This is a genomic window from Paraburkholderia fungorum, from assembly GCF_902833645.1.
GTDB classification, from domain to species: Bacteria; Pseudomonadota; Gammaproteobacteria; order Burkholderiales; family Burkholderiaceae; genus Paraburkholderia; species Paraburkholderia fungorum.
The window spans coordinates 182,343-201,457 of sequence record NZ_CADFGE010000005.1; the positions used below are offsets into that span (position 1 = coordinate 182,343).

At 61.5% G+C, this 19,115-nt stretch carries 19 protein-coding genes and 5 pseudogenes; 10 read left to right on the forward strand and 14 right to left on the reverse strand.

Features of this window, described 5'->3' with window-relative positions:
- Nucleotides 1-6 precede the first annotated feature (6 nt).
- The 6 genes and pseudogenes from HWX91_RS17940 to HWX91_RS17960 form a co-directional block, all read right to left on the reverse strand.
- Nucleotides 7-816, reverse strand: a complete 810-nt coding sequence (locus HWX91_RS17940) for a hypothetical protein (RefSeq protein ID WP_127837932.1) — start codon at nt 814-816, stop codon at nt 7-9.
- Between the two features lie 679 nt (nt 817-1,495).
- The gene (locus HWX91_RS17945; protein WP_025647668.1) at nt 1,496-1,939 is read right to left on the reverse strand and encodes a hypothetical protein; all 444 of its coding nucleotides are present in this window, start codon (nt 1,937-1,939) and stop codon (nt 1,496-1,498) included.
- A gap of 399 nt (nt 1,940-2,338) precedes the next feature.
- On the reverse strand, nt 2,339-2,506 hold the full coding sequence (locus HWX91_RS17950; protein WP_102857445.1) for a hypothetical protein: 168 nt from the start codon (nt 2,504-2,506) through the stop codon (nt 2,339-2,341).
- A gap of 49 nt (nt 2,507-2,555) precedes the next feature.
- The gene (locus HWX91_RS17955) at nt 2,556-3,725 is read right to left on the reverse strand and encodes a DUF4382 domain-containing protein (protein ID WP_028197543.1); all 1,170 of its coding nucleotides are present in this window, start codon (nt 3,723-3,725) and stop codon (nt 2,556-2,558) included.
- A gap of 498 nt (nt 3,726-4,223) precedes the next feature.
- A pseudogene (locus HWX91_RS40785) lies at nt 4,224-4,471 on the reverse strand (hypothetical protein); the annotation flags it as partial.
- A 55-nt stretch (nt 4,472-4,526) separates the two neighbouring features.
- Nucleotides 4,527-5,253 (reverse strand): annotated as a pseudogene (locus HWX91_RS17960) (IS6 family transposase).
- A 182-nt stretch (nt 5,254-5,435) separates the two neighbouring features.
- On the opposite strand from HWX91_RS17960, the pseudogene HWX91_RS17965 reads away from it, so the two are divergent.
- From HWX91_RS17965 to HWX91_RS17980, 4 genes and pseudogenes are all read left to right on the forward strand, one after another.
- Nucleotides 5,436-5,981 (forward strand): annotated as a pseudogene (locus HWX91_RS17965) (IS110 family RNA-guided transposase); the annotation flags it as partial.
- Between the two features lie 790 nt (nt 5,982-6,771).
- On the forward strand, nt 6,772-7,224 hold the full coding sequence (locus HWX91_RS17970; RefSeq protein ID WP_028197544.1) for a hypothetical protein: 453 nt from the start codon (nt 6,772-6,774) through the stop codon (nt 7,222-7,224).
- 9 nt (nt 7,225-7,233) lie between these two features.
- Nucleotides 7,234-7,926, forward strand: coding sequence for a nucleotide-binding protein (locus tag HWX91_RS17975; protein ID WP_028197545.1), 693 nt, complete (start codon nt 7,234-7,236; stop codon nt 7,924-7,926).
- Nucleotides 7,919-8,620 (forward strand): hypothetical protein, encoded by a 702-nt coding sequence (locus HWX91_RS17980; RefSeq protein ID WP_028197546.1) that lies wholly within the window; start codon nt 7,919-7,921, stop codon nt 8,618-8,620. Before HWX91_RS17975 ends, HWX91_RS17980 begins: the two co-directional genes overlap by 8 nt.
- A gap of 255 nt (nt 8,621-8,875) precedes the next feature.
- Here the strand turns inward: HWX91_RS17980 and HWX91_RS41095 are convergent.
- The 4 genes and pseudogenes from HWX91_RS41095 to HWX91_RS17995 all read right to left on the reverse strand — a co-directional run.
- Nucleotides 8,876-9,031, reverse strand: a pseudogene (locus tag HWX91_RS41095) (DUF6900 domain-containing protein); the annotation flags it as partial.
- Between the two features lie 184 nt (nt 9,032-9,215).
- Complete coding sequence (locus HWX91_RS17985) at nt 9,216-9,461, reverse strand: hypothetical protein (protein WP_028197547.1); 246 nt, start codon at nt 9,459-9,461, stop codon at nt 9,216-9,218.
- 90 nt (nt 9,462-9,551) lie between these two features.
- On the reverse strand, nt 9,552-11,795 hold the full coding sequence (locus tag HWX91_RS17990; protein ID WP_028197548.1) for a ParB/Srx family N-terminal domain-containing protein: 2,244 nt from the start codon (nt 11,793-11,795) through the stop codon (nt 9,552-9,554).
- A gap of 125 nt (nt 11,796-11,920) precedes the next feature.
- A complete protein-coding gene (locus HWX91_RS17995) occupies nt 11,921-12,754 on the reverse strand; it encodes a DUF932 domain-containing protein (RefSeq protein ID WP_028197549.1) in 834 nt (277 codons plus the stop codon).
- Nucleotides 12,755-13,607: 853 nt separating this feature from the next.
- Between HWX91_RS17995 and HWX91_RS18000 the strand changes: the two genes are divergently transcribed.
- Nucleotides 13,608-13,892 (forward strand): hypothetical protein, encoded by a 285-nt coding sequence (locus HWX91_RS18000; protein WP_028197550.1) that lies wholly within the window; start codon nt 13,608-13,610, stop codon nt 13,890-13,892.
- A gap of 189 nt (nt 13,893-14,081) precedes the next feature.
- Here HWX91_RS18000 and HWX91_RS18005 read toward each other — a convergent pair whose 3' ends face one another.
- The 3 genes from HWX91_RS18005 to HWX91_RS41100 all read right to left on the reverse strand — a co-directional run bounded on the left by HWX91_RS18005 (nt 14,082) and on the right by HWX91_RS41100 (nt 15,234).
- A complete protein-coding gene (locus HWX91_RS18005) occupies nt 14,082-14,393 on the reverse strand; it encodes a cupin domain-containing protein (protein ID WP_028197551.1) in 312 nt (103 codons plus the stop codon).
- 109 nt (nt 14,394-14,502) lie between these two features.
- Entirely contained in the window at nt 14,503-15,093 is a 591-nt protein-coding gene (locus HWX91_RS18010) for a helix-turn-helix domain-containing protein (protein ID WP_244144085.1), read from the reverse strand.
- Between the two features lie 6 nt (nt 15,094-15,099).
- Entirely contained in the window at nt 15,100-15,234 is a 135-nt protein-coding gene (locus tag HWX91_RS41100; RefSeq protein WP_255246794.1) for a cupin domain-containing protein, read from the reverse strand.
- Nucleotides 15,235-15,395: 161 nt separating this feature from the next.
- Between HWX91_RS41100 and HWX91_RS18015 the strand changes: the two genes are divergently transcribed.
- The 5 genes and pseudogenes from HWX91_RS18015 to HWX91_RS18030 all read left to right on the forward strand — a co-directional run.
- Entirely contained in the window at nt 15,396-16,001 is a 606-nt protein-coding gene (locus HWX91_RS18015; RefSeq protein WP_244144086.1) for a transporter permease, read from the forward strand.
- The gene (locus tag HWX91_RS18020) at nt 15,961-16,389 is read left to right on the forward strand and encodes a hypothetical protein (protein ID WP_028197553.1); all 429 of its coding nucleotides are present in this window, start codon (nt 15,961-15,963) and stop codon (nt 16,387-16,389) included. Before HWX91_RS18015 ends, HWX91_RS18020 begins: the two co-directional genes overlap by 41 nt.
- Before the next feature lie 95 nt (nt 16,390-16,484).
- On the forward strand, nt 16,485-16,931 hold the full coding sequence (locus tag HWX91_RS40790) for a flavin reductase family protein (RefSeq protein WP_052660761.1): 447 nt from the start codon (nt 16,485-16,487) through the stop codon (nt 16,929-16,931).
- Complete coding sequence (locus HWX91_RS40795) at nt 16,928-17,092, forward strand: aldehyde dehydrogenase family protein (protein WP_341809978.1); 165 nt, start codon at nt 16,928-16,930, stop codon at nt 17,090-17,092. Before HWX91_RS40790 ends, HWX91_RS40795 begins: the two co-directional genes overlap by 4 nt.
- Before the next feature lie 297 nt (nt 17,093-17,389).
- Nucleotides 17,390-17,869: pseudogene (locus tag HWX91_RS18030) on the forward strand (OmpW/AlkL family protein); the annotation flags it as partial.
- 264 nt (nt 17,870-18,133) lie between these two features.
- Here the strand turns inward: HWX91_RS18030 and HWX91_RS18035 are convergent.
- Nucleotides 18,134-19,030 carry a LysR family transcriptional regulator gene (locus HWX91_RS18035; protein WP_028197554.1) on the reverse strand — a complete coding sequence of 299 codons (897 nt, stop codon included), beginning with the start codon at nt 19,028-19,030 and terminating at the stop codon, nt 18,134-18,136.
- Between the last annotated feature and the right edge of the window lie 85 nt (nt 19,031-19,115).

Consider the following 19,115-nt stretch of genomic DNA (forward strand, 5'->3'; position numbering starts at 1 on the left):
CGACAACTATCTTGGCCGGTCGGCCAAGATAATTGTCGCCGCCCAGCCCGTCGCATCGCACAGGAAAATGGCGTCTGACGTATTTTTAACGAGCGCATGAAGGCGCCGCTCGTTGCGTCGGTTTGCCCGGAGCGTGGCCTCAACAGTTTGCAGCCTGTACCGGCGCAGTTCGAGCGCGAAAAAAATGACAAGGGCGAGCCCGGTGCCAAAGGCAATCGGAGTCCCAAAGAAAACGGCGCGCTGGATCCAGGCAAGGTGGCTCAACTGCTCCATCGCCTGGGCACGACGAGCACCTGCTTCCTTGAAGATTGCCTGCTCGATCCTGTCAAATGACGGGTCGGCGTATTTTTCGTCGATTTCCTTTACGGTTGCCTGGTCACCGATGTCTGCCGCGGCGAATATCTGTGCGATGTAGGACAGGTACGCGTTATGTTCCTGTAAGAGTCTGTCAATTGCCGGGGCTTCGCGTGGCTCGAGTATCCGCAAGTGCCTTAAATCCGAATCCAGCGACGCGCCGGCATGGGCATGGGCCCGCCGAACATCACCACCGGGCTCGAGGCGATACTTCCGCTCAGGAGATTCCTCAGCACCGACGCAATAGCGCGCTTCGTCAAAAGCTTCGCTGATTTCGCTTGCGTGTTCCGCTGCCTTGCCGGCCTCGTAGCTCGTCCATGCGGCTATGAAAGCAAGAACTGGCAGCAGGACCAGCACGGCGATCAGCCCGACGGTGGCCCGTGCTCCCGAGTCAGCAAGCAGCAATAAACGAGGCACTCGCCTCACAGACCCGACAATGACGGTCCATTCGTTGAAAAGCATTCGAAACATGATTGCCACTGGTCCCATTGCATTTGCTGTGCTGATCGATATCTGATGGTCTGCGCCTCCAGCGCCTGAGGGGGCCGAACACATCAGTTCCCTGTCGGTTAACGGCGTAGCTTTCCCCGTTCTTGAATATCGCCGCGCGTGATCGAAAAAATTCCGCCGACACGAGTACGACACCGAAGCAACAGGACTTCGACTACAGCCAGAAAAAATGGGTTGAAAATGCCATCTGGCACCGAAGTGCTGGAATTTTTGTTTTTCGAGAAAAAACTTCTGAAGTTTGTGAACACGCAGCGTCGCATCCTGGCAATCGCTCGTCATTGTGCCTTCGCGCCGACACCGACCGCCGTCGGAAGCAACCTTACGAAAGAAAGGTTCTTTAGGATTACGGTTTGATTTCGGATAACACGGTTTCCCGGCGTATATAACCATGCGAACTCGCGCATCGATTTTGCGAATGTTTTAACGCACGGTCGCTGACAACATTGATATTAAAAGTCCCAGGAAGAAGACAGGGATTGTCCCTGTTGCGCTCGTATAAAACCACGAGCGACCTCGGCCGCGGAGAGGTTCGGGAACGTAGAGGTTTTTCCGATGGAACCAGCGAGGAGCGCATGGCGCGCATCAAGCAATGATTGATTCGCTCGTCCACCCCGAAAGACCACTGGAGTTTTCAGGACGACTCCCCGGTGGCAATCGGTGAGACTGACTTACCGGCGAGAAAGCGTTGCAGCCGGTCGCGCGCGCTGATAAAACGGTGGGCCGGCAGCGTGGCGAGGTAGCGATCGTATAGCGTCACGATTCTTTCGAGACAGGAAACGTCTTCTGCGGGAATAGACCACGCCTCGCCGCGGTTAGCCCTCGCTGTGGTGCGCATCAGCACATGCTCGGCGTCGCGAAAAAGATCCGGCTCGGTCCGGGCGCGTAGCGCTTCATGAAGAAAGTACGCCATATATACGATCTTGAACAGGCCGAGAACCAGGTCGACATTCCCTTGTCCGCTTCGCATGGCGACAAGCGCAAGGTGGTTTTCGAGTGAAATCGCGCGGGCATCGACAGCCGGTACCGGCAATAGCATCGCTTTGCTCAGCGGCTCCCTCCTGCGGTTCGTTTTCATGATGTGGCCAGCATTGATGTATCCAGGTCGCCGATCGGCGATGCGCTCTGCGAACGTTACGAATCATTACACTCCGGCGCCTTCCATGCTAGGGGGAGAGCTACGATCCGGGCATTCACAGCACCTCAAGGAGCCGACTACGATGCCAAACCGAACGTCGCCAGCGGACGGACGAACCATGCCCACGTGACGCAAGGGGAGCCGGAAGCAGCGTGCCGGTCCCGATGGGAAAACGCCGCCGAAAAAGCTGTCCAACTTAACCGGCTTAAGCTCGTCTTCTCGGGACGCCGGATGGACGATCCAGCAGCCAACGTGAGCGCCCGGCGTCGTGGCAGACGATGATCGCGGGTTTGCCGGACAGTCCGCCAGGTCGTCTTCCCGTCACCGCGGCGCCAGACGTCAGCAATTGCCCTTCTTGGCCTGCCCCGGCGGGCAGAAACCGTTACCAGGCCCGCCTTGAGGTGCACCCTGCGGCACGATGATGGTGCCTGGCGCATCCGGTACATAAAGCGCACAACCACTTAGCAAGCCGGCACTCGCCAGCAGAAGAGAGAAGATTATTTTCATGTTTTTCTCAAGGAAGGGCCTGCGCCCTTCCTTCGTCACGTAGTGATTGTTAGAAACCGAAGTTGACGTTTGTCTGACCGGTTGCCGATACATTGACTGCGGATGACTGGGTCGCCCCGGTGACGCTGTCGGCTTCTGCCGTGTACTGTCCGGCGGCACTTGCGGCCGGGGACAGCGCGACCGGCAGGCTCCCCGAATAGGTGCCGATCAATGGTGCGGCGGCTGGCAGGTTCAACGCGTAGGTACCGGTATCCAGATTGGCGTTCGCGCTGGTAATTTCGTAGTTGAGGCCGCTGACCGATTGCAGTGCCCGTACGATGGCCTGCGCACTGACCGGCAGAACGGTCCCGCTTGCGACGTGCATGACGGAAGCCGGCAACGCGATCGGTGCCGACGACATGGCCACGACCGTCGATGTATTCACAACGACCGGTACCGAGCGGACGATACCCGTAGCAACGTTATTCTGCACAATGACGACATCATAGTTGCCGTTAGTCGAACTTTGCTCGAGCGGCGTCAGAACGAACTGTCCGTTGCTGTCGGCAACGGTGCCCTTGATGACATGTCCGTTCTGCTCCGCATAGACAGCAGCCCCGGCTTCGGCGGGCGCGACGTAGCCGGAGATCGTACCACCCACGACCGTCGGCGTCGCGGTGACGACGGGCTTCAGACTGTACGAGCCGTTACCCTTCTGGACGACCGATTTGCACGCATTGAAGTCGAGTACGAGATCGACGAGCGTGTTGGGTTGAACCGAGAACGGCCGGATGATCTTGTAGCCGCTTTGCGTGGCGCCTGGCGTATCAAGCGGCTGCTCGCTGCCACCGGTCGGAACAATCGAATTTGCCAGCGTATTGCCCCGATTCTGCGCGAACACCAGACGAACCTGCTGATACTGGCCGGCGGGCAACGCGGTTTGTCCCAGATCGGCCAGCATGCCGTTGGTCAGCGACAGCAGATCAACCTTTTGCGGGCTCGCTAAAGCGATGTCGGTCCATCCACCATCAGTATCGCCGGCCTGGGCGTTCATGTTGACGCGAACCTTGCTGACCGTCACATATACATGGTCGAAACCGCATGACGGTGAATCGGTCATTTGCACATGCAGCGTGCCTGTGGTGCTGCTTCCACCGTCACCGCCGCCTCCGCCTCCGCAGGCGGACAGCATCGCGGGAATCGCCAGCACGAAGGCCAGCGTCTTCAGGATTGTTTTCATGGAGGAATCCCCTTCGTTGTTGTGTGTCCGAAGGATACGGATAGACCGTGTAAAGATTTCTGGCAAATTGAAACCGTCCGTAACTTTGGGAGAGCCGGATGATTCGGCGACCGGCCTCTCCCAAAAAAACAGAAGGGTGGACCTCTACCCGGGACCATCTGATCTGGCGCAGCGACTGTCTCTCTTTGCGCGCCCCCAGCATGTTCGCCCGCCGACAGCGCCATCAATTTCATGTCGGACAGGATTGGCGATCGTGGTGATCGTTGGGCAGCGTCCGAATCGGCGCCTGATGCGTGGGCCGCGCGGGCGGTGACTGGCGGTCCCTCAAGTGATTCAGCCTCGATATCGGAACCGGTTGCGTCAGATAGTAGTTGTAAGCGCTCTCCGTACTGCGCTACGTCTGATGAAACGGCCGTGTGTGGACTTTCGCTTGCACGACCGGCCAAGGGGCAAACATCGTTTGCTCTTGTCTCAGGCACTTCGGCGATGCGCAACGATTCACTGTTCGTCGTCATCATCGTGGTGATGTCTCCAGTCCCGGTACCGACGATACTCGTGCCAGCGACGCCGTTCCCAGTATTCGCTGTCGTATCCATACGCTGCAGGCGTAGGTGCATAGACTACCGGGGGTGCCGCATAGACTACGGGTGGCGCCTCGTAGACTACGGGAGGGAGGCGATATACACGGGTGCTGGCGCTCCGAGATACACGCCAACGTCTACGTGCGCGAGCGCGGCGCCGGATGCGGCGTTGTCACACTAAAGTGATCGCGGCGCAGCAGTGCGATGGATGGAGCTTTCCTTAGAGGCAGGATGGATTTTGGGTAAGCTGGGTGCAACGATGCCACGCGTCAAAACGTCGAGTGAGTTGTTTGCGGTAGAGAGACGCGCGGAGCAAATGTCGCTTGAGCGCAAAGTGCTGCCGGATCGGTCCGAAGTTCGCAAGAAACGCCTGGGTGCGCTTGGGGTCGCGAAACCCGCGAAAGCGCCTCTCACGTTCACGCGTAGGTTGATGGCTATTTTCGACCCGATTGTTCACGCGGGCAGCAGCCTTGACGAACACGTGTTTGACATTTGCCAGCATCCGGGATGCGGGACTTCGCGGCCGGATAACTGCGCAGCTGGTCGGTGACAATCTTGCGCGGCGTCGGGCACGAACGAAGCACGCGCCTGAAGAATCGTTCGGCTGTGGACGTGTCGCGCCGCTTCTGCAGCAGGATATCGAGTTCGGCGCCGTGCTCGTCAACGGCTCGCCACAGCACAAAGGTTCACCGCGCAGCATCACGAACAACTCGTCAAGATGCCAGGTACTGCCCGGTTTGCGCCGGGCTGCCTTGACGCGATGCGCGAACCCTGTGCCGAATTTACCGCACCAGCGGCGATTCGTAACTCACCACGACGCCACGCTCGAACAGCAACTCTTCAATGTCGCGCAAGCTCAACTGAAATCGAAAGTACCAACGAACGGCACAACTGATCACCACCGCTGGGAAGCGATGCCCGTGATAGAGAGATTTCGTCTTTTTCATCTCCCGATTTTACGCGACCACCTCGGCAACGAGACAAATGGAATGGACGCCTCCCCCCGTGAGGGCTGCTGATCACTGACCGTGGGGGGCGGGCAAAGGTAAGGTGGGTTCTCGCAACCGACGGCATCAGATGTGCCAGAGTGGAAGTTGGGCAACGAACCACTTGAGGAAGGAGAACCCAAATGAACTTTACTCCGGTCGGTGTGGATATTGCAAAGCAGGTTTTCCAGGTGCACTGGGTTGATCCGCAAACCGGCGAGGTCATCAGCCGACAGATCCGGCGTGGCGCGTTTCTGGAGCATTTCGCCAACCGCACGCCCTGCCTCATCGGCATGGAAGCGTGCGGCGGAGCCCAGCACTGGGCGCGTCGGCTGGGCGAAATGGGGCATCAGGTCAGGTTGATGCCGGGCAAGGCGGTCAAGGCATTCGTGATTGGCAACAGGAACGATGTGGCCGATGCGCGCGCGATCTGGAGCGCGGTACAGCAGCCTTGCGTGAGGGCGGTGGCGCTCAAGACTGAAACGCAGCAGGCGGTGCTGGCGCTGCACCGGATGCGCCAGCAGCTGGTCAGATTCCGCACGATGCAGATTAATGGCCTGCGTGGACTGCTGACGGAATACGGTGAGGTGATGGCGGTGGGCCGGGCCGCGCTGAACCGGGCGATGGCCGGTGTGCTGGCGCGTCTGAGCGAGCGTTTGCCTGCGATGCTGGTGGACACACTGCATGATCTGGTCGATCACATTATCGGAATACGCAACAGCATCCTGATCGACGCGCGAGCACTTGTTAGCAAGCGCAAGGTTACCGAGGCCGCGACCATGTTTATCTAGTAGAAGTGCGTTGCACATGGCGCCCAAAACCGGCGGTAGCCTATCCTGCAATACCGTGTTTTCAGTGCGCATTTTGTCGCCCCGCGTAAACGTTTTGCGTTGAGGTTTCCGCCGTCGCGTAAACGCCCGTTCAGACCCTGCACCATCATGTGCGAATGGGTAAGCAAGGGTGTTGCGTAGAGGTCTCCCCTCCGGAGTAAACGGCGTGCGTGATGCTTTCCCATTCGGTAGTCAATCCCGTGCGTAAGGCATGCGTGCTGTTGTGTGCATGTCTTGCGAATGGACGCGCGCGTAACGTGTTCAGGGTTGGCACGGCTGCGTGCGTATCAAATCCGCTGACGGTGGCGCGTGACTGGCGCATTGACGTGATTCGCTACGCTTGCGCGCGTCCTGAGCTTGCCTTGTCCGATGTGCATCCGCTGCGTATGGTTGATCGAGGTCCGCGCGTAACCGGGGACGATGCCGGTCGAATAGCATGCGTGTCACGAGTCAACTGGGATACGCAACGGAGGATGTGTCGCGCGCGTACGACAGGCGCAAAAAAGTGTGTTGTTCTCACGGGTTCCCGTCGCTTCCCAGGTGTTCCCATGTGCGTTTGCGGTGCGAAAAAAGGTGGTTGACGCGTGTGCTTGCTGTGCGCAGGATGGTGTGAAGGTGGCGCGTAACGGTGTGCGCAGGAGGGTGACTCATGCCTGTCGCGAGGGTCTATACAAAGTCGCAATGGGAGGCGTTCGCCCACACACTCGATGCGCTACCTGAAAAGCCCGAGGCTGAGCATGGCGTCACGGTGCGCGATGCGATGAAAGACATGCGCGCACGTGTACGCGCGGCGCAGGCGAAGGGCTACACACTGGAGCAGATCGCGGAGCAGGCGAAATCGCACGGCATCGACATCACGGCGGGAACGATCCGCTACGCGCTGCGCGCAGCCGGGAAGGGGAGCGGTACTGGGAGTGGCACACGCCCGTCGCCGGCTGCGCGTACGGCAGGGCAGGCGGCCGGCGCAGCGGGGCGTCAGCCCGATGCGCCGCCGCGCACGAATCATGTCCGCAAGGACGGGGGAAAGACCGTAACCAGAGAACCCATGCCGGTGCAGGGCACGCTCGGATTTGCGATCCGGCCCGACACCGACGATCTGTAGGGAGTCGCCATGAACACGACAGTCAATCCCATCTATCTTGTTGGCGGCGGCAAGGGTGGTGTCGGCAAGAGCGTGGTTGCGCTTGCGCTCGTGGATCACCTGCAGCGCCGGGGCGTGAATACCGTGCTGGTGGAAAACGATACGTCGAACCCGGACGTGATGCGCGCGGTGCACGACGAGATCGATTGCGCATCATTCGATCTGGACAAGGCCGGTGGCTGGATCGATTTCGTGAACTACTGTGACGGGCATCGCGATGCAGTCGTGGTGGTCAGCACGGCTGCGCGCAACCAGGATGGCGTCACGCGCTACGGCGCGACACTCGGCAGTACGCTCGATGAACTCGGACGGCGGCTCGTCGTGTTCTGGGTCATCAACCGGCAGCGCGACAGTCTTGAACTGCTGCGGCAGTTCAGCGATACATTCCCGGATGCGACGGTACATGTCGTGCGGAACGGCTACTACGGCATGCCCGAACGCTTCGTGCTGTATCAAGATTCGAAGCTGCGCAGGAGCATTGAGGCGAAGGGCCGGTCGCTGGATTTTCCGGAACTGGCTGATCGCGTTGCGGATGACCTGCGCAGCCAGCGGCTGTCGGTACGCAAGGCGGTGGAGACGTTGCCCATCGGTCAGCGTGCGGAACTGCTGCGCTGGCGGGCGTGCTATGACGCGATGTTCGCGCAGGTGACGGGCGATGCGTGAGCGGCGTACACGGCGTGCCCGCCCGGTTGATCCGCTCGCGCGGCTGTTCCTTGAAGTGAGCGGCGCGCCGCCGGACGACACGAGCCTGCTGCGCATGCGCCGCGTGTCGGCGGCGCTGAATCTGCGTGACAATGATGCACTATGGTCGGTGCTGGCAGTGCTGGAATACTACGTGCGCCTCTACGAGGCGATGCCGGAGCGCATCCGGCAGGCGGGCGCAGGCGGCGTCGATGCGGCGCGCGCCGAAGCGCACGCGGCGACGCAGGCGCTGATGGCGCAGCATCGCGACGCGCTCGCACGCTGCAAGGAAACGATCACACTGGCGGAGAAGATGACCGCCGAACACGAGGCGCGCTACCGGGCGGCGCTTGCGGCGCTGAACGATGAGGCGCTCGCTGCGCTCACCCAGCGGGCGGCGAACCGGATTGCGCGTGTTGCCGGAAACCGGCTCGTGGCGGCGATGGCGATCGCGGCACGTGAACAGCGGCAACGGCTCGACGCGGCGCTCGCGTCATTCGAGCGGGTCGCCATGCGGCGGTTCGTGAAGGCGTGCTACGGGCTGGTGGCGAGCGGACTGGTGGTGATGCTGCTGGCGGCGGGTGCGGGCGGGCTGGCAGGCTGGTGGGCAGGCGACCATTGGGTTCGGGCAGAAAGTTACACCTCGTCGGTATTGCCTTCCGTCAGGCCGCAATGAATCACGAAGCGCGTCATTCGGGGCAGGCCGTGCGCGAAGCCATATGGGCGCTTCATTCTGCTGCGAATTTTTCGGTTCGTCTGTCTTTGCATGACGGTGGCGACGGCCTCGGACAGGGCCACTCCACAGGTCAGGCCATTGTGGACTCGTCGGCAAGGTGGCGACCGTGAGCACTGTCGGGAAAAGCCCGGACGGTCTGCGTTTCCGCGCCTGTCGTATTGGAGACCGCCAGCACGGCGAATGGCCGGGTCCTGTTCATGCTGCACCGGCTTTCGCGTTGGCGACACCGGCCAGGTAAGACGCTTCGAGCGCGTCCCTGATAGACCAGACCGGCATATCGTAGAAATCGAGCCGGTCGGAGTGGCGGGCTTCGAGGGTTTCCACGCGCAGTATCCTCATGGCGATTTCGGCAAGCTGCTGCCTTGCGACGGGAGGAGGTCAGAAGTGTTCACGGCGATCTCCCGGTTGGGTTGCGACGACATCATTCACGCGCGGTTTCGCACGTACATCAAGCATTTTTGCTAGGAACTGGCTGGACAGGGTGGGCGGCCATCCGCATGAAGCGGGCAGGTGGCAAGCCGTCTGCCCGCACGGGTTATACCTCGGCAGCGTCGCTTTCGATGAACGCAGCGGCGCGGCGGAGCATGCGAGCTGCCGCGTCGTGCTGGTCGAAGGCGATCATCGGGGTGCTGTAGCCTTCATCGCGGGCGCGCAGCAATGCCATGTCGTAATGGCGGCCATGCTGGTACTGCGTGTCGGTTGCCTCGACGGAAGTGAGAAAAAGATCGGGTGAACCCACGGCATTGGTCGCGAGCACGACCATGCGGATATGGTTGAACATGATGGACTCTCCGGTTCAGTCTGGATGCGCAGGCGGCAGGGCGTGATGCGGAGCCGCTGCGCCTGCGTCGCCCCGTTGCCGAGGTTGGGATTACGCTGCGAGCGGGCCGGATTGCCCGGTACTCACGCTGTCAGCGCTCGGGAAAGGCCATGCGGGCTGCGGGCTGGCTGCGACGGGCGCGTCTGGTGCATCGGGCGGGGTGTCGTTGATGTGTTCCGTGCCGTGACCGGCATCCGGCTCCGTGTCGGCGTCGTCGCCCTCCGGCGTTTCTTCCGTATCGGCTCCGCTGTCCGCACCGTCGGTCCCGTCCTCATCCTCGTCGTCGTCGCGGCTCGCCCATGAAGGTGCCGCAGGGATTTCCCGGTCGGTGAAGATTTCCGGCACCCAGGCGACTTTCGCGAGCCGCAGTTCGGCGGCTGCTGCGGCGTCGGCCTTCTTCATCCTGTCGAGGTCGGCTGCAGCCTTCGGCGAAACGGCGGCAGCGACGACTTCGGCAATGCGCGCCTTGCTGACATGGTCGAAATACGTGGCGCGGGTGGGCGTCCAGTACCCGGTCATGTCGAGGTTCAGCGCACCTGCGAGCGCGTTGATCGCATGCGGCCTTTCTTCGCCTGCGATTCCGTCAAGCAGGGTGCCGGTGCAGAACGCGAGCAGATCGAGCAGCGTCGTGCCGGGGTCCTGCTGGATGAGCCAGGGCAGCAGGTCGGCCCGTTTCGCGGGCAGTTCCGCGATCCATCGCGCGCGTTGCGTCTCGATGGCGCTCCACGCGGGGCTGGTGTCTAGGTCGTCTGCGGCGCGCAGCAGCCCGTCGTGATTGTTCGTGCCGGTCAGGGCGAGGAAGTCACGCGCGGACGTGTGCCCGAAGTGCTCGGGCAGCGCCTTCGGGACCAGGTGATGCAGCAGTGCGGCGAGCGCCACGGCGGGCTGCGCGGCGAGTTCCGCGCGCATCGCGGCGGTGCGGTGCGCGGTGAGGCGCTGGCAGAGCTTGGCGCTGTGGACCGGTTTGACCTTCGGGGCCGTTGCGGACACCGTGTCGTGTGCTTCGGCTTCGGGCGTGCCGGTGACATGCGCGCCTGCGGCTTCGAGCGCATCGGCGTTCTCGCGGCGCACGAGGCCGCGTTCGATGACGAGTTCGCCCTGCTGGCCGACGAGGACGAACGCACCGGCTTCGACCATCTGTTGCTCGTCCCATATCAGGGCAACACCTTCGAGTGCGATGAGGGCTACGCTGACGCGCTCGATTTCGTCGTTCAGGCGGTCGGCTTCCTCGTAGGCGTTTTCGTCATCCTCCGACAGCGCCTCCAGCTTCTCGGCCAGTTCGTCTTGCTGCGCGGTGAGCGCATCCATCTGCTGCTGCTCGTCGTCGGTGTAGGGGCGCAGGACCGGGCGCAGCCTGCCGTAACGGTTCAGTTCCAGAAAATCGCGCTCGACACGCGTTTCGATCCAGCCCCACCCTTCGGCGCGTACTTCTTCTGCGGCGGCGTCGAGCTTCTGTGCGACGAGGCGTTGCAACAGTTCGGCGTCAGCGATATAGCCTGCGTTTTCGTCGTCGCTGAACAGATCGCGGCGAACGTAGCCGCCTGCTGCTTCGTAGGAGGCAACGCCGACGAAGCGCACAAGCCGGCTGCGGCCCGCGTCGATCTCGGCACGTGTGATGGCCTGCCGCAGATAGTTGGGCTGGCGCTGCCAGTCGTTCGCGTCGAACCAGATGTGTTCCTGCGTTTCGTGATCGTCAGCGAGCGCGAGAGCCGCAAGCTGGTCGAGCGTGATCGCATCCTCGCGCAGCAGCGCGAGTAGCTTCGGTGATACGTTGGCGAGCTTCATGCGGCGCTTGACGGTGAGCGGCGACGCGGAGAACAACGCGGCGATGTAATCGACGCTGCGCCCTTCCTCCGCCAGCATCCGGTACGCACGCAGCACGTCGAACGGGTCGAGTCCTTCGCGTTCGCTGTTCTCGATCAGCGAAATGGCGAGGGCTTCTCCTTCGCTGACGATGCGCACCGGTACCGGATAGTCGGCAGCAATGTGCTTCTGTTCGAACAGCAGGTCGAGCGCGGCCTCGCGGCGCTGGCCCGCGCAGACACCATAGCGGCGCTGCCTGCCGCGTCCGCCCTTCATTTCGTGAACGACGAGATTCTGCAAAAGGCCCTTGGCGCGGATGCTGGTGGCAAGGGCTGGAATGCCGGACAGGGGTTGGGTGCGGGCGTTCAGTGGCGAGGGCCGCAGACTGCAATACGGCACGGTGATGACGGGCTGCTCGTTGCCGAAACTGGTTTCGAGCGGCGATGCGGTTTCGGGGGTTTCTACTACGGCGGTTTCAACTTGGGTTTGCATGACTGACTCCAGAAGGTTGGAAAGAAGGTTCCGGGTCGATGTTGCAGGACGCATCAGGACTTGACCCGGAGAGGAGTCCTGATCGAATGGAAAGGGGCGGCGCAGAGAGTCCGCCCCGAAGGTGCTTATGCCTTCATCTGGCGCATCGCTTCTGCGAGCATCCACAGCGCGCGGTTGAGCTTCACGTTCTGGTCAATGCCGGTGATGGGACGGGTGGACATGGAGCGTCCGCTGCGTGAGCGTCCATGCAGCCCGCCCTTGGTGAGGTTTTCCTGGACCCTTTGAAACACTGTCCAGAGGTCGTCCCGGCGGTCCTCGAAGCGGCGCGGGGCAAGCAGGCTGCTTTCGGTGATGGGGGCGGGCGCGTCGGCGTCGGTCGGGTCGTAGCGCAGCGCGAGCGCGGAGCGCGCGAACGCGTGCTGTTCGTCGCGCGCGAGCGTGAGGGCCTTCATGCCTTCCTTCTGCTCGCGGATCAGGTCGAAGCCGTCCAGTACGTCGAACGCGCCGTTGATGACGTTCTGCACGATGTTGCCCTTGTGGGGGACGCGGATATCGCGCACGGTGTCCCCTGCGACCATGCCGTTCTGGCAGACAAAGCGGTAGGCACCAGCGAGCATCTGATAGCTGCTCGTGCCATCGTGCGAGTTGAGCAGGATGATCTCGTTGGCTTCTTCGCCGGTGATCTCGTCGGCGTGCCGCATGCGGATCATGTGCTTGGTGAATTCGCGGCGGTCGTCATGACGCACGCGTGTCTGGCAGACCATGAACGGCTGGAAGCCTTCGTTGCGCAGGCCGCGCAGCACATCGATGGTGGGAATGTAGGTGTAGCGTTCGGAGCGGCTTTCGTGTTTGCCGTCCGCGAAGATCGAAGGGGCAACATGGCGGATCTGGTCGTCCGACAGCGGCGAGTCGGAGCGGAGCATCGGGGAACCGTAACGGAAGGAGGAAGCGAGTTGCATGGCACTCTCCACAGCAAAAAGGTTGAGGGGTGTTGCGCTGACCGGGCCCCAAGATTCCGCCCGCCTCGTAGGGGTTGGGCTCGTCCCGGTGGAACCCGGGGTTGGCAGTACTGCCGCCAGTCCCCTGAGTTCGCGCCCGTGCGACTCAAGGAGCCGATGGCCGCCCGGTGTCAAGGAAAAAGGCGAGGGAGGGGTGCGGGCAACACGGTCCCTCGCCCCTTGACACCGGGCGGCCATCGGCTACGGTCGAGGGTGTCGGGCGGGAACTCAGGGGGCAGGCGGCTGCGAAGCTCCGGGTTTGAGCGGGATGAGCCGCCGCGCGGCGAGCGCGATCGTGGGGGCCGTATGCGGCCTCCACCTGACCAGGTCTTTCAGGGGTTGAGGGGTTGAGGGGTTGAGGGTCTTGAGGGTTTTTGCGTCAAGGGATTGATGCCCGGCAGGGGCGAGACGCGGTCCGCGGCTCGACGCGAAGCGCGAAAGCCCTGGTCCCGGAGCGTTAGCGCAGGGAGGCGCCCTTTGCAGGAAGGATGATTCACGACAGGCTGCTGGCGATGACGGCCAGCGTATCAGTTGCCCGCATAACAACGTAAGGAGGCACTGGCTAACCGGGGGCGTGCGCAGTCTCGCCCATGAGATGTGGTGTGTGCGATATGACGATGAATGACCCATCCGCGGACGCGCTGGCTGGTGATGATGGGTTCGCTGACGTGCATTGGCGCCGCCCCCGGCGCGAAACGTCGGCGCAGGGGGCGCCCCTGATCATGACGGAAGCGGTGTCTGCCGCATTGCGCGGGCGCCGTCTGCCATGCGCGCGCTTGCTACAATGATGGCCCGGTCAAGCGATGACATAACGATGCCTGTGCAGCCTGAGACTGAATCAACGGACGATATCGCGGGAGGGAACAAACCCCGTCGCCTGACACTTGCCAGCGCGCTCGCGCAGCGGGAGCGAACGAGTGCGTTTATCGGCTCACGCATTCATGTGGATGCGTTCGAACTCGAGGTGGTGGAGATCGGGCCTTATACGGATCAGGACGGAAAGGTCGTGACGTTCCTTGCGCGCCCGGCGGGGGATGCCTGCGTGCGGCCGGGCGAGATACTCAAGACCGCCTGGGGCACCTGCAAGGTCGTAATCTGACGTTTCAGACCGGGGGGTGCGAGATGCTGGCCGCGTGGCCAGGGTGTGTGATGTCCGGCCCGGCACTCGCGATCCAGGCGTCGACCGGAGACCGACCAGATCGGGCCTCCCGCAGCCGGTCGCCGATGCCAGGAAATGCGCAACCGGCTGGTGGCCGGATTGGCGCTGGGCGCTGTATGACGCAGGGGCTCAGATGCTGCCTTCGCGCTCGATAACGAGAATACGGGCCTCGCCGCGCGGATGCGCGACGTGCTCGCAGCCCAGGCCGGCGAAAAAGACGTCACCGGCATGCAGGGTGGCGATCTGTTCCTCGCCCGCTTCGCGGTAATGCATGTCGACGGCTCCATCGAGAACGGCGAAGACCTCTTCGCCATCGTTCACATGCCATAGATACGGCTGGTCCGTCCAGTGCAGGCGCACGCTGATGCCCTGCATCGTCGCTATGTCGAGCGCACCCCATGCCCTGTCTGACGTGAACTCGCGACTGCGGATTATTTTCACGGGTTGGCTCCTGACTGAAAAGATCCTGTCCATCGTAACCTGTGCACAGGCCCGTGCAGGCGCGCGCCTCGATGCCCGACCCGATCGGGATGGCGGTCCTTGCTGCGGCCTACGGGCGCCGCGCGCCGGACGTGCCTGCGAGCTGTGAGGGCGGAAAGCCCAGTGCGTGCCGGAACATGGTGGAGAAGGCCGGCGCATTGGCATATCCAAGTTCGGCTGCGACCACATGCAGCGGAACGCCGCGGCCAATGAGGTCGATGGCGCGTGAGAGCCTGAGCTGCCGGCGCCAGATCGCGAAGCTGGTATTGAGTTCGCTCTGGAAAAGCCGGGCCAGCGTCCTGTCGCTTGCGCCCACGACGCGGGCCCAATCCTGGAGGGTGCGGTTTGAGCCCGGCTCCTCCATCATCGCCGCGCACAGCGCACGCAGGCGCCGCTCCGAGGGCAATGGCAGGCCCAGGGGCAGCGTGGGCGCTGCGCGAATTTCTTCGAGCAGCAACTGCATGGCGAGGGACCGGTGGCGGGGCGAAGTCTGCGTGCTATCTGCGAGCGATCCGGTGAGCACGCGCAGCAGGTCCGAAACTTCAATGACCGAGCACGCATCGGGCGGCAACGGCGATGCGCCCGGCTCGATATAGAGGGTGTGAAACTCGACGTGTCCGAGCATCACTACCTGGTGATCGATGCCGGGCGGAATCCACACCGCGCGTCAGAGCGGCACGATCCACATCATGCCGGGCGCACTGACGCGGATGCTCCCGAGCCGGGTGCAGGCGAGCTGGCCCCAGGTGTGCCGGTGCCACTCGATGATGCCGTCCGCGGGTGGCAGGCGCAGATGCGCCATGACCGGCTCCTTGGGGGCGGGCACTCTCTTGGGCTGCGGATCCCATGCATTGCGTCGTGGCATGTTTTCGTAAGAAGATGTCCGGCAGTCGAATCATCGCCATTGTACGACTGCCTATGATGAAAGCAGTTTCGCAGGCAGACGATGATGTGGAGACGACAGTGGGTGAACTGAAGGCAGCCAGGGTCGACGTAAAGCGGCCCGCGCGCAAACCCTGGCGCCGGTCGGTGCATGCGCGTTACGGGGAGCAGATCGGTACGGGCCTGCTGATCCTGTGGGTGGCGGCACTCATCCCGACGCGCTACGTACCGCTCATCCGGGGCTACCCGGTGGCCATGTCCCAGGCGGCGATCCTCGTGTTCTTCACGGTCTGTTCATGGGCGCTTGGGCTGCTGAAAGAGCCCGTGACCACACTGCTGTTTTTCCTCTTCGCGATGCTGTTCAGTGTCGAGCCGGCGCAGACCGTCTTCGCGGGGTTTTCGTCTCCCGCCTGGTGGCTGGTGTTCGGCGGCGCGATAACCGGCGTGGCGGTGCGCGTGACAGGGCTCGCGGGCCGTTTCAGCAATTTCCTGCTGGCCGCGAGGATCGACACATACGGCCACCATGTTGCCGCGGTCGCGCTGGGTGCCATCGCTCTGGCGTTCGTGATGCTATCGACGACGGGCCGGGTCCTGCTGCTCAAGCGCATATTTGCCAGTCAGCACACCGACGGTTCGAACCACGCACATGGCGCTTGGCGACGGCAAGATGGCGCTCGCGCTTGGTGACGTGCCTGCCACCGTTGACCCGGTGCTCGGTCAGGGTGCCAACATGGCTTCCCATGCAGCCTGGATTGTCGGCGAAGAGATCGTCCGCCAGGACGTGTTTGACGAGCGCTTTTGCGAGCACGTCAACATGCGGCGCCAGGATCGGGTGCTGAGCGCAACCCGCTGGACCAACTTCATGCTTACGAACCTCCGACTTCTTCCGGCGGAGTTGCAACAATTCATTTTCAACCTGTACCAGCATCGCGAGCTCGCAGACGAATTCACCGACAATTTCAATTATCCGGAACGTCAATGGGACTGCTTTTCCAGTCCGCAGCGGATGGCAGCATGGTGCGAACGACCGAAAGCGGGAGAGCAGAACGCGACGTCGGCTCCCATTGCGGCATAGAAGTGCGGTCTCAATGACCGCGTGTCGGGGATGTTCGCCACGTGGCGGTGGCGATCCTGTCTGAGCAGAAGAGTGACAAGCATGTAGGACTACAAATGGATTTGATGGAAGAGCAACCTACCCAAGCGGAGATCGATGCGCGAACAAAGTTCCGTAGGGCGGTGTCCCTATTTGCCATCGGCATCGCCGTTGTCACAGTCGAAGGTGAGCAGGTGGGCAGCGTGCATGGCATGACGATAAACAGTTTCACATCAATCAGCCTGGACCCGCCGACGCTCATGATCTCGCTGAAGCCGGGCCGGACCCATCGCCTCATAAGCGAACACGGGCGCTACGGCGTAAGCATCCTGCATGACGGGCAGGAAGGGAAATCGGCCCAGTTCAGCGGTCGACCGTCTGCGGATCTGATGCCGGAGTTCGAAGTTCGCAGCCACGTACCGATGCTCCGCTCAAGCCTGGCCAGGTTCGCCTGCGAAGTCACCGGGAGGGTGGCCTCGGCGCAAGTGTCTGGACAAATGATCTCTCCGCGGCTCTGTCACTGACCGACTCCATCGAGGCAGGAACGGTCTGGATCAATACCCACAATATGGTCGATCCAAACCTGCCGTTTGGCGGATTCAAGAGTTCGGGTATTGGTTGGGAGCATGGTGCCGCGGCGATTGATGCCTACACAACGCCGAAGTCCATCTGCATCGCGTATTGAAAGCAGGGAGGCGGGCACCTAACCTGTGCCCGAGTAGTAACAGCATAAAAGTCAAAAAAAGATCCAAGGAGACAGAAGGTAATCTTTCCAACAGTCAGGTTTTCGATAGGTAAAACTGTCTATTCATTAGCAATACTTATGATGTCATATAATGCCGCCAACGCACAGAGCGTTCTGACGACGCCAACCACGCAGGATGACAGTCATTGGTGGATTCGTGCCGGGGCTGCCTGGATTGCGTTCAATGCGAACGCCGATCTGAAGGCTGGTGGCTAGCCCGTACCAGGCGCGAATGCAGACGTGAAGAACAATGCGGCATTTCTCACGGAACTTGGCTACCGAATTACGCCAGGCGTGTCTTTGGGACTCACCGTGGGCGTGCCGTCTACAACGACATTGACGGGGACAGGAACCGTGGCGAGCCCAGGGACCATCGGGAAAGTGAAGTACGCCCCGGCCACATTGACGCTTCAGTACGAGTTCCAGGGGCTTGCGCGCTACAACCTTTATCCATACATCGGCGCCGGCGTGACATATCTGAAGATATTCGACACGACGGACGGCTCCGTCACCGATTTTCAGGCACGCAACGCGTGGGGTGGACTGGGGCAGGTCGGCCTCGAGTACCGGATAACGAAACACATCGGGGTCTTCGTCGACGTGAAGAAATTCATCGCGCGCACCAGTGCAACGGAGTATCTCGGCCCGGCGCCTGTTGATGCGGCAGTCCGTCTTGATCCCCTCGTCACCCAGGCTGGCATCGCATTTCGCTTCTAGACGCGCTCTATCGGTCGATACCGAACAGTTCGACGGGATGCCCTGGAGGGTGGGGACTTCCAGTCGGGCGATAAAACTTTTCAACGTGCCGCACTTGCCTTCGCGAAAAGCGGGAGCCGGAGAGAGGTCTGGGACTTGCTCCGTGATCACGGTCGGGCGGCCTTTTTGCGGATCTATCGAGCGCGGCCCCAGACAGCATGGATTTAAGTTTAGTTTGCGTCAGCACGGGGAAGCAGAATGGCAACTGGCAGAGAAGTGATGCCTCTATTCGCGAAAGAGTTGGCCGATGGTCGCTCGAAACCAGCTCAAGGATGGGTCGCGAGAATAGCGTTCGTGCCAATGTTGCATGACCCGGTAAGTGGGCACCGCGAACGGCAGTTCAATCAATTTGATCGGCGTGTTCTCGGCGACGATACGTGCAAATCGCTCCGGGACGATCGCGAGATATTCGGTGCTTGCGATATTCGAGACGACGCCCAGAAAATTCGGGATACGCAGCCCGACCTTCCGTCTGATGTTGTTGCGCTCCAGCGTTTCCTCAACAATTACGTGCCCTGTTCCCTGCGTGGCAACAATCAGATGCGATTCACGCTCGAACTCTTCGAGCGTGACGCTGTTTTCGCGAAGGCGCGGGTGGTCGCGATTTACGATGCAGACGAATCTATCGGTAAAGAGTTGCTGTTGATACATGCCTGCATCCAGCTGCGACAAAAAGCCTATCGCAAGATCGATTTCACCTGCCTCCAGTTGGTGAGCTGTGTGTTCGGAGGTGTAACTGAGATCAATGCGAACACTGGGTGCAACTTCCCGAAGATGAGCAAGCAGGCGCGGCATCATCACCCGCTGACCTATGTCCGTCATACATAACCCGAACATACGATTCGACGTAAGCGGATCGAAGGTGGTGCGATGCAATAAAGTGAGCTTCAACGCTGACATGGCCTCGCGAATGGGACCCACTATGTCGTCGGCAAGACGCGTCGGCTGCATTCCTTCAGAAGTTCGGACAAACAGCGGGTCGTTGTAGTGCCTCCGGAATTTGGCAAGCGCCATGCTTACCGCCGATTGCCCCAGATCCAGGTTCTCCGCGGCCCGCGAAACACTGGCCGTTCGATAGACCTCGTCAAACACCATCAAGCTCTTCAGGTCGAGATTGTCCACCTCTGTCTCCTTTATCAATTTGTTTGACGATGCCTATCAATTGTTACATATAGATTGATGGTCCGCGAGTCCCTAGAATCGACAA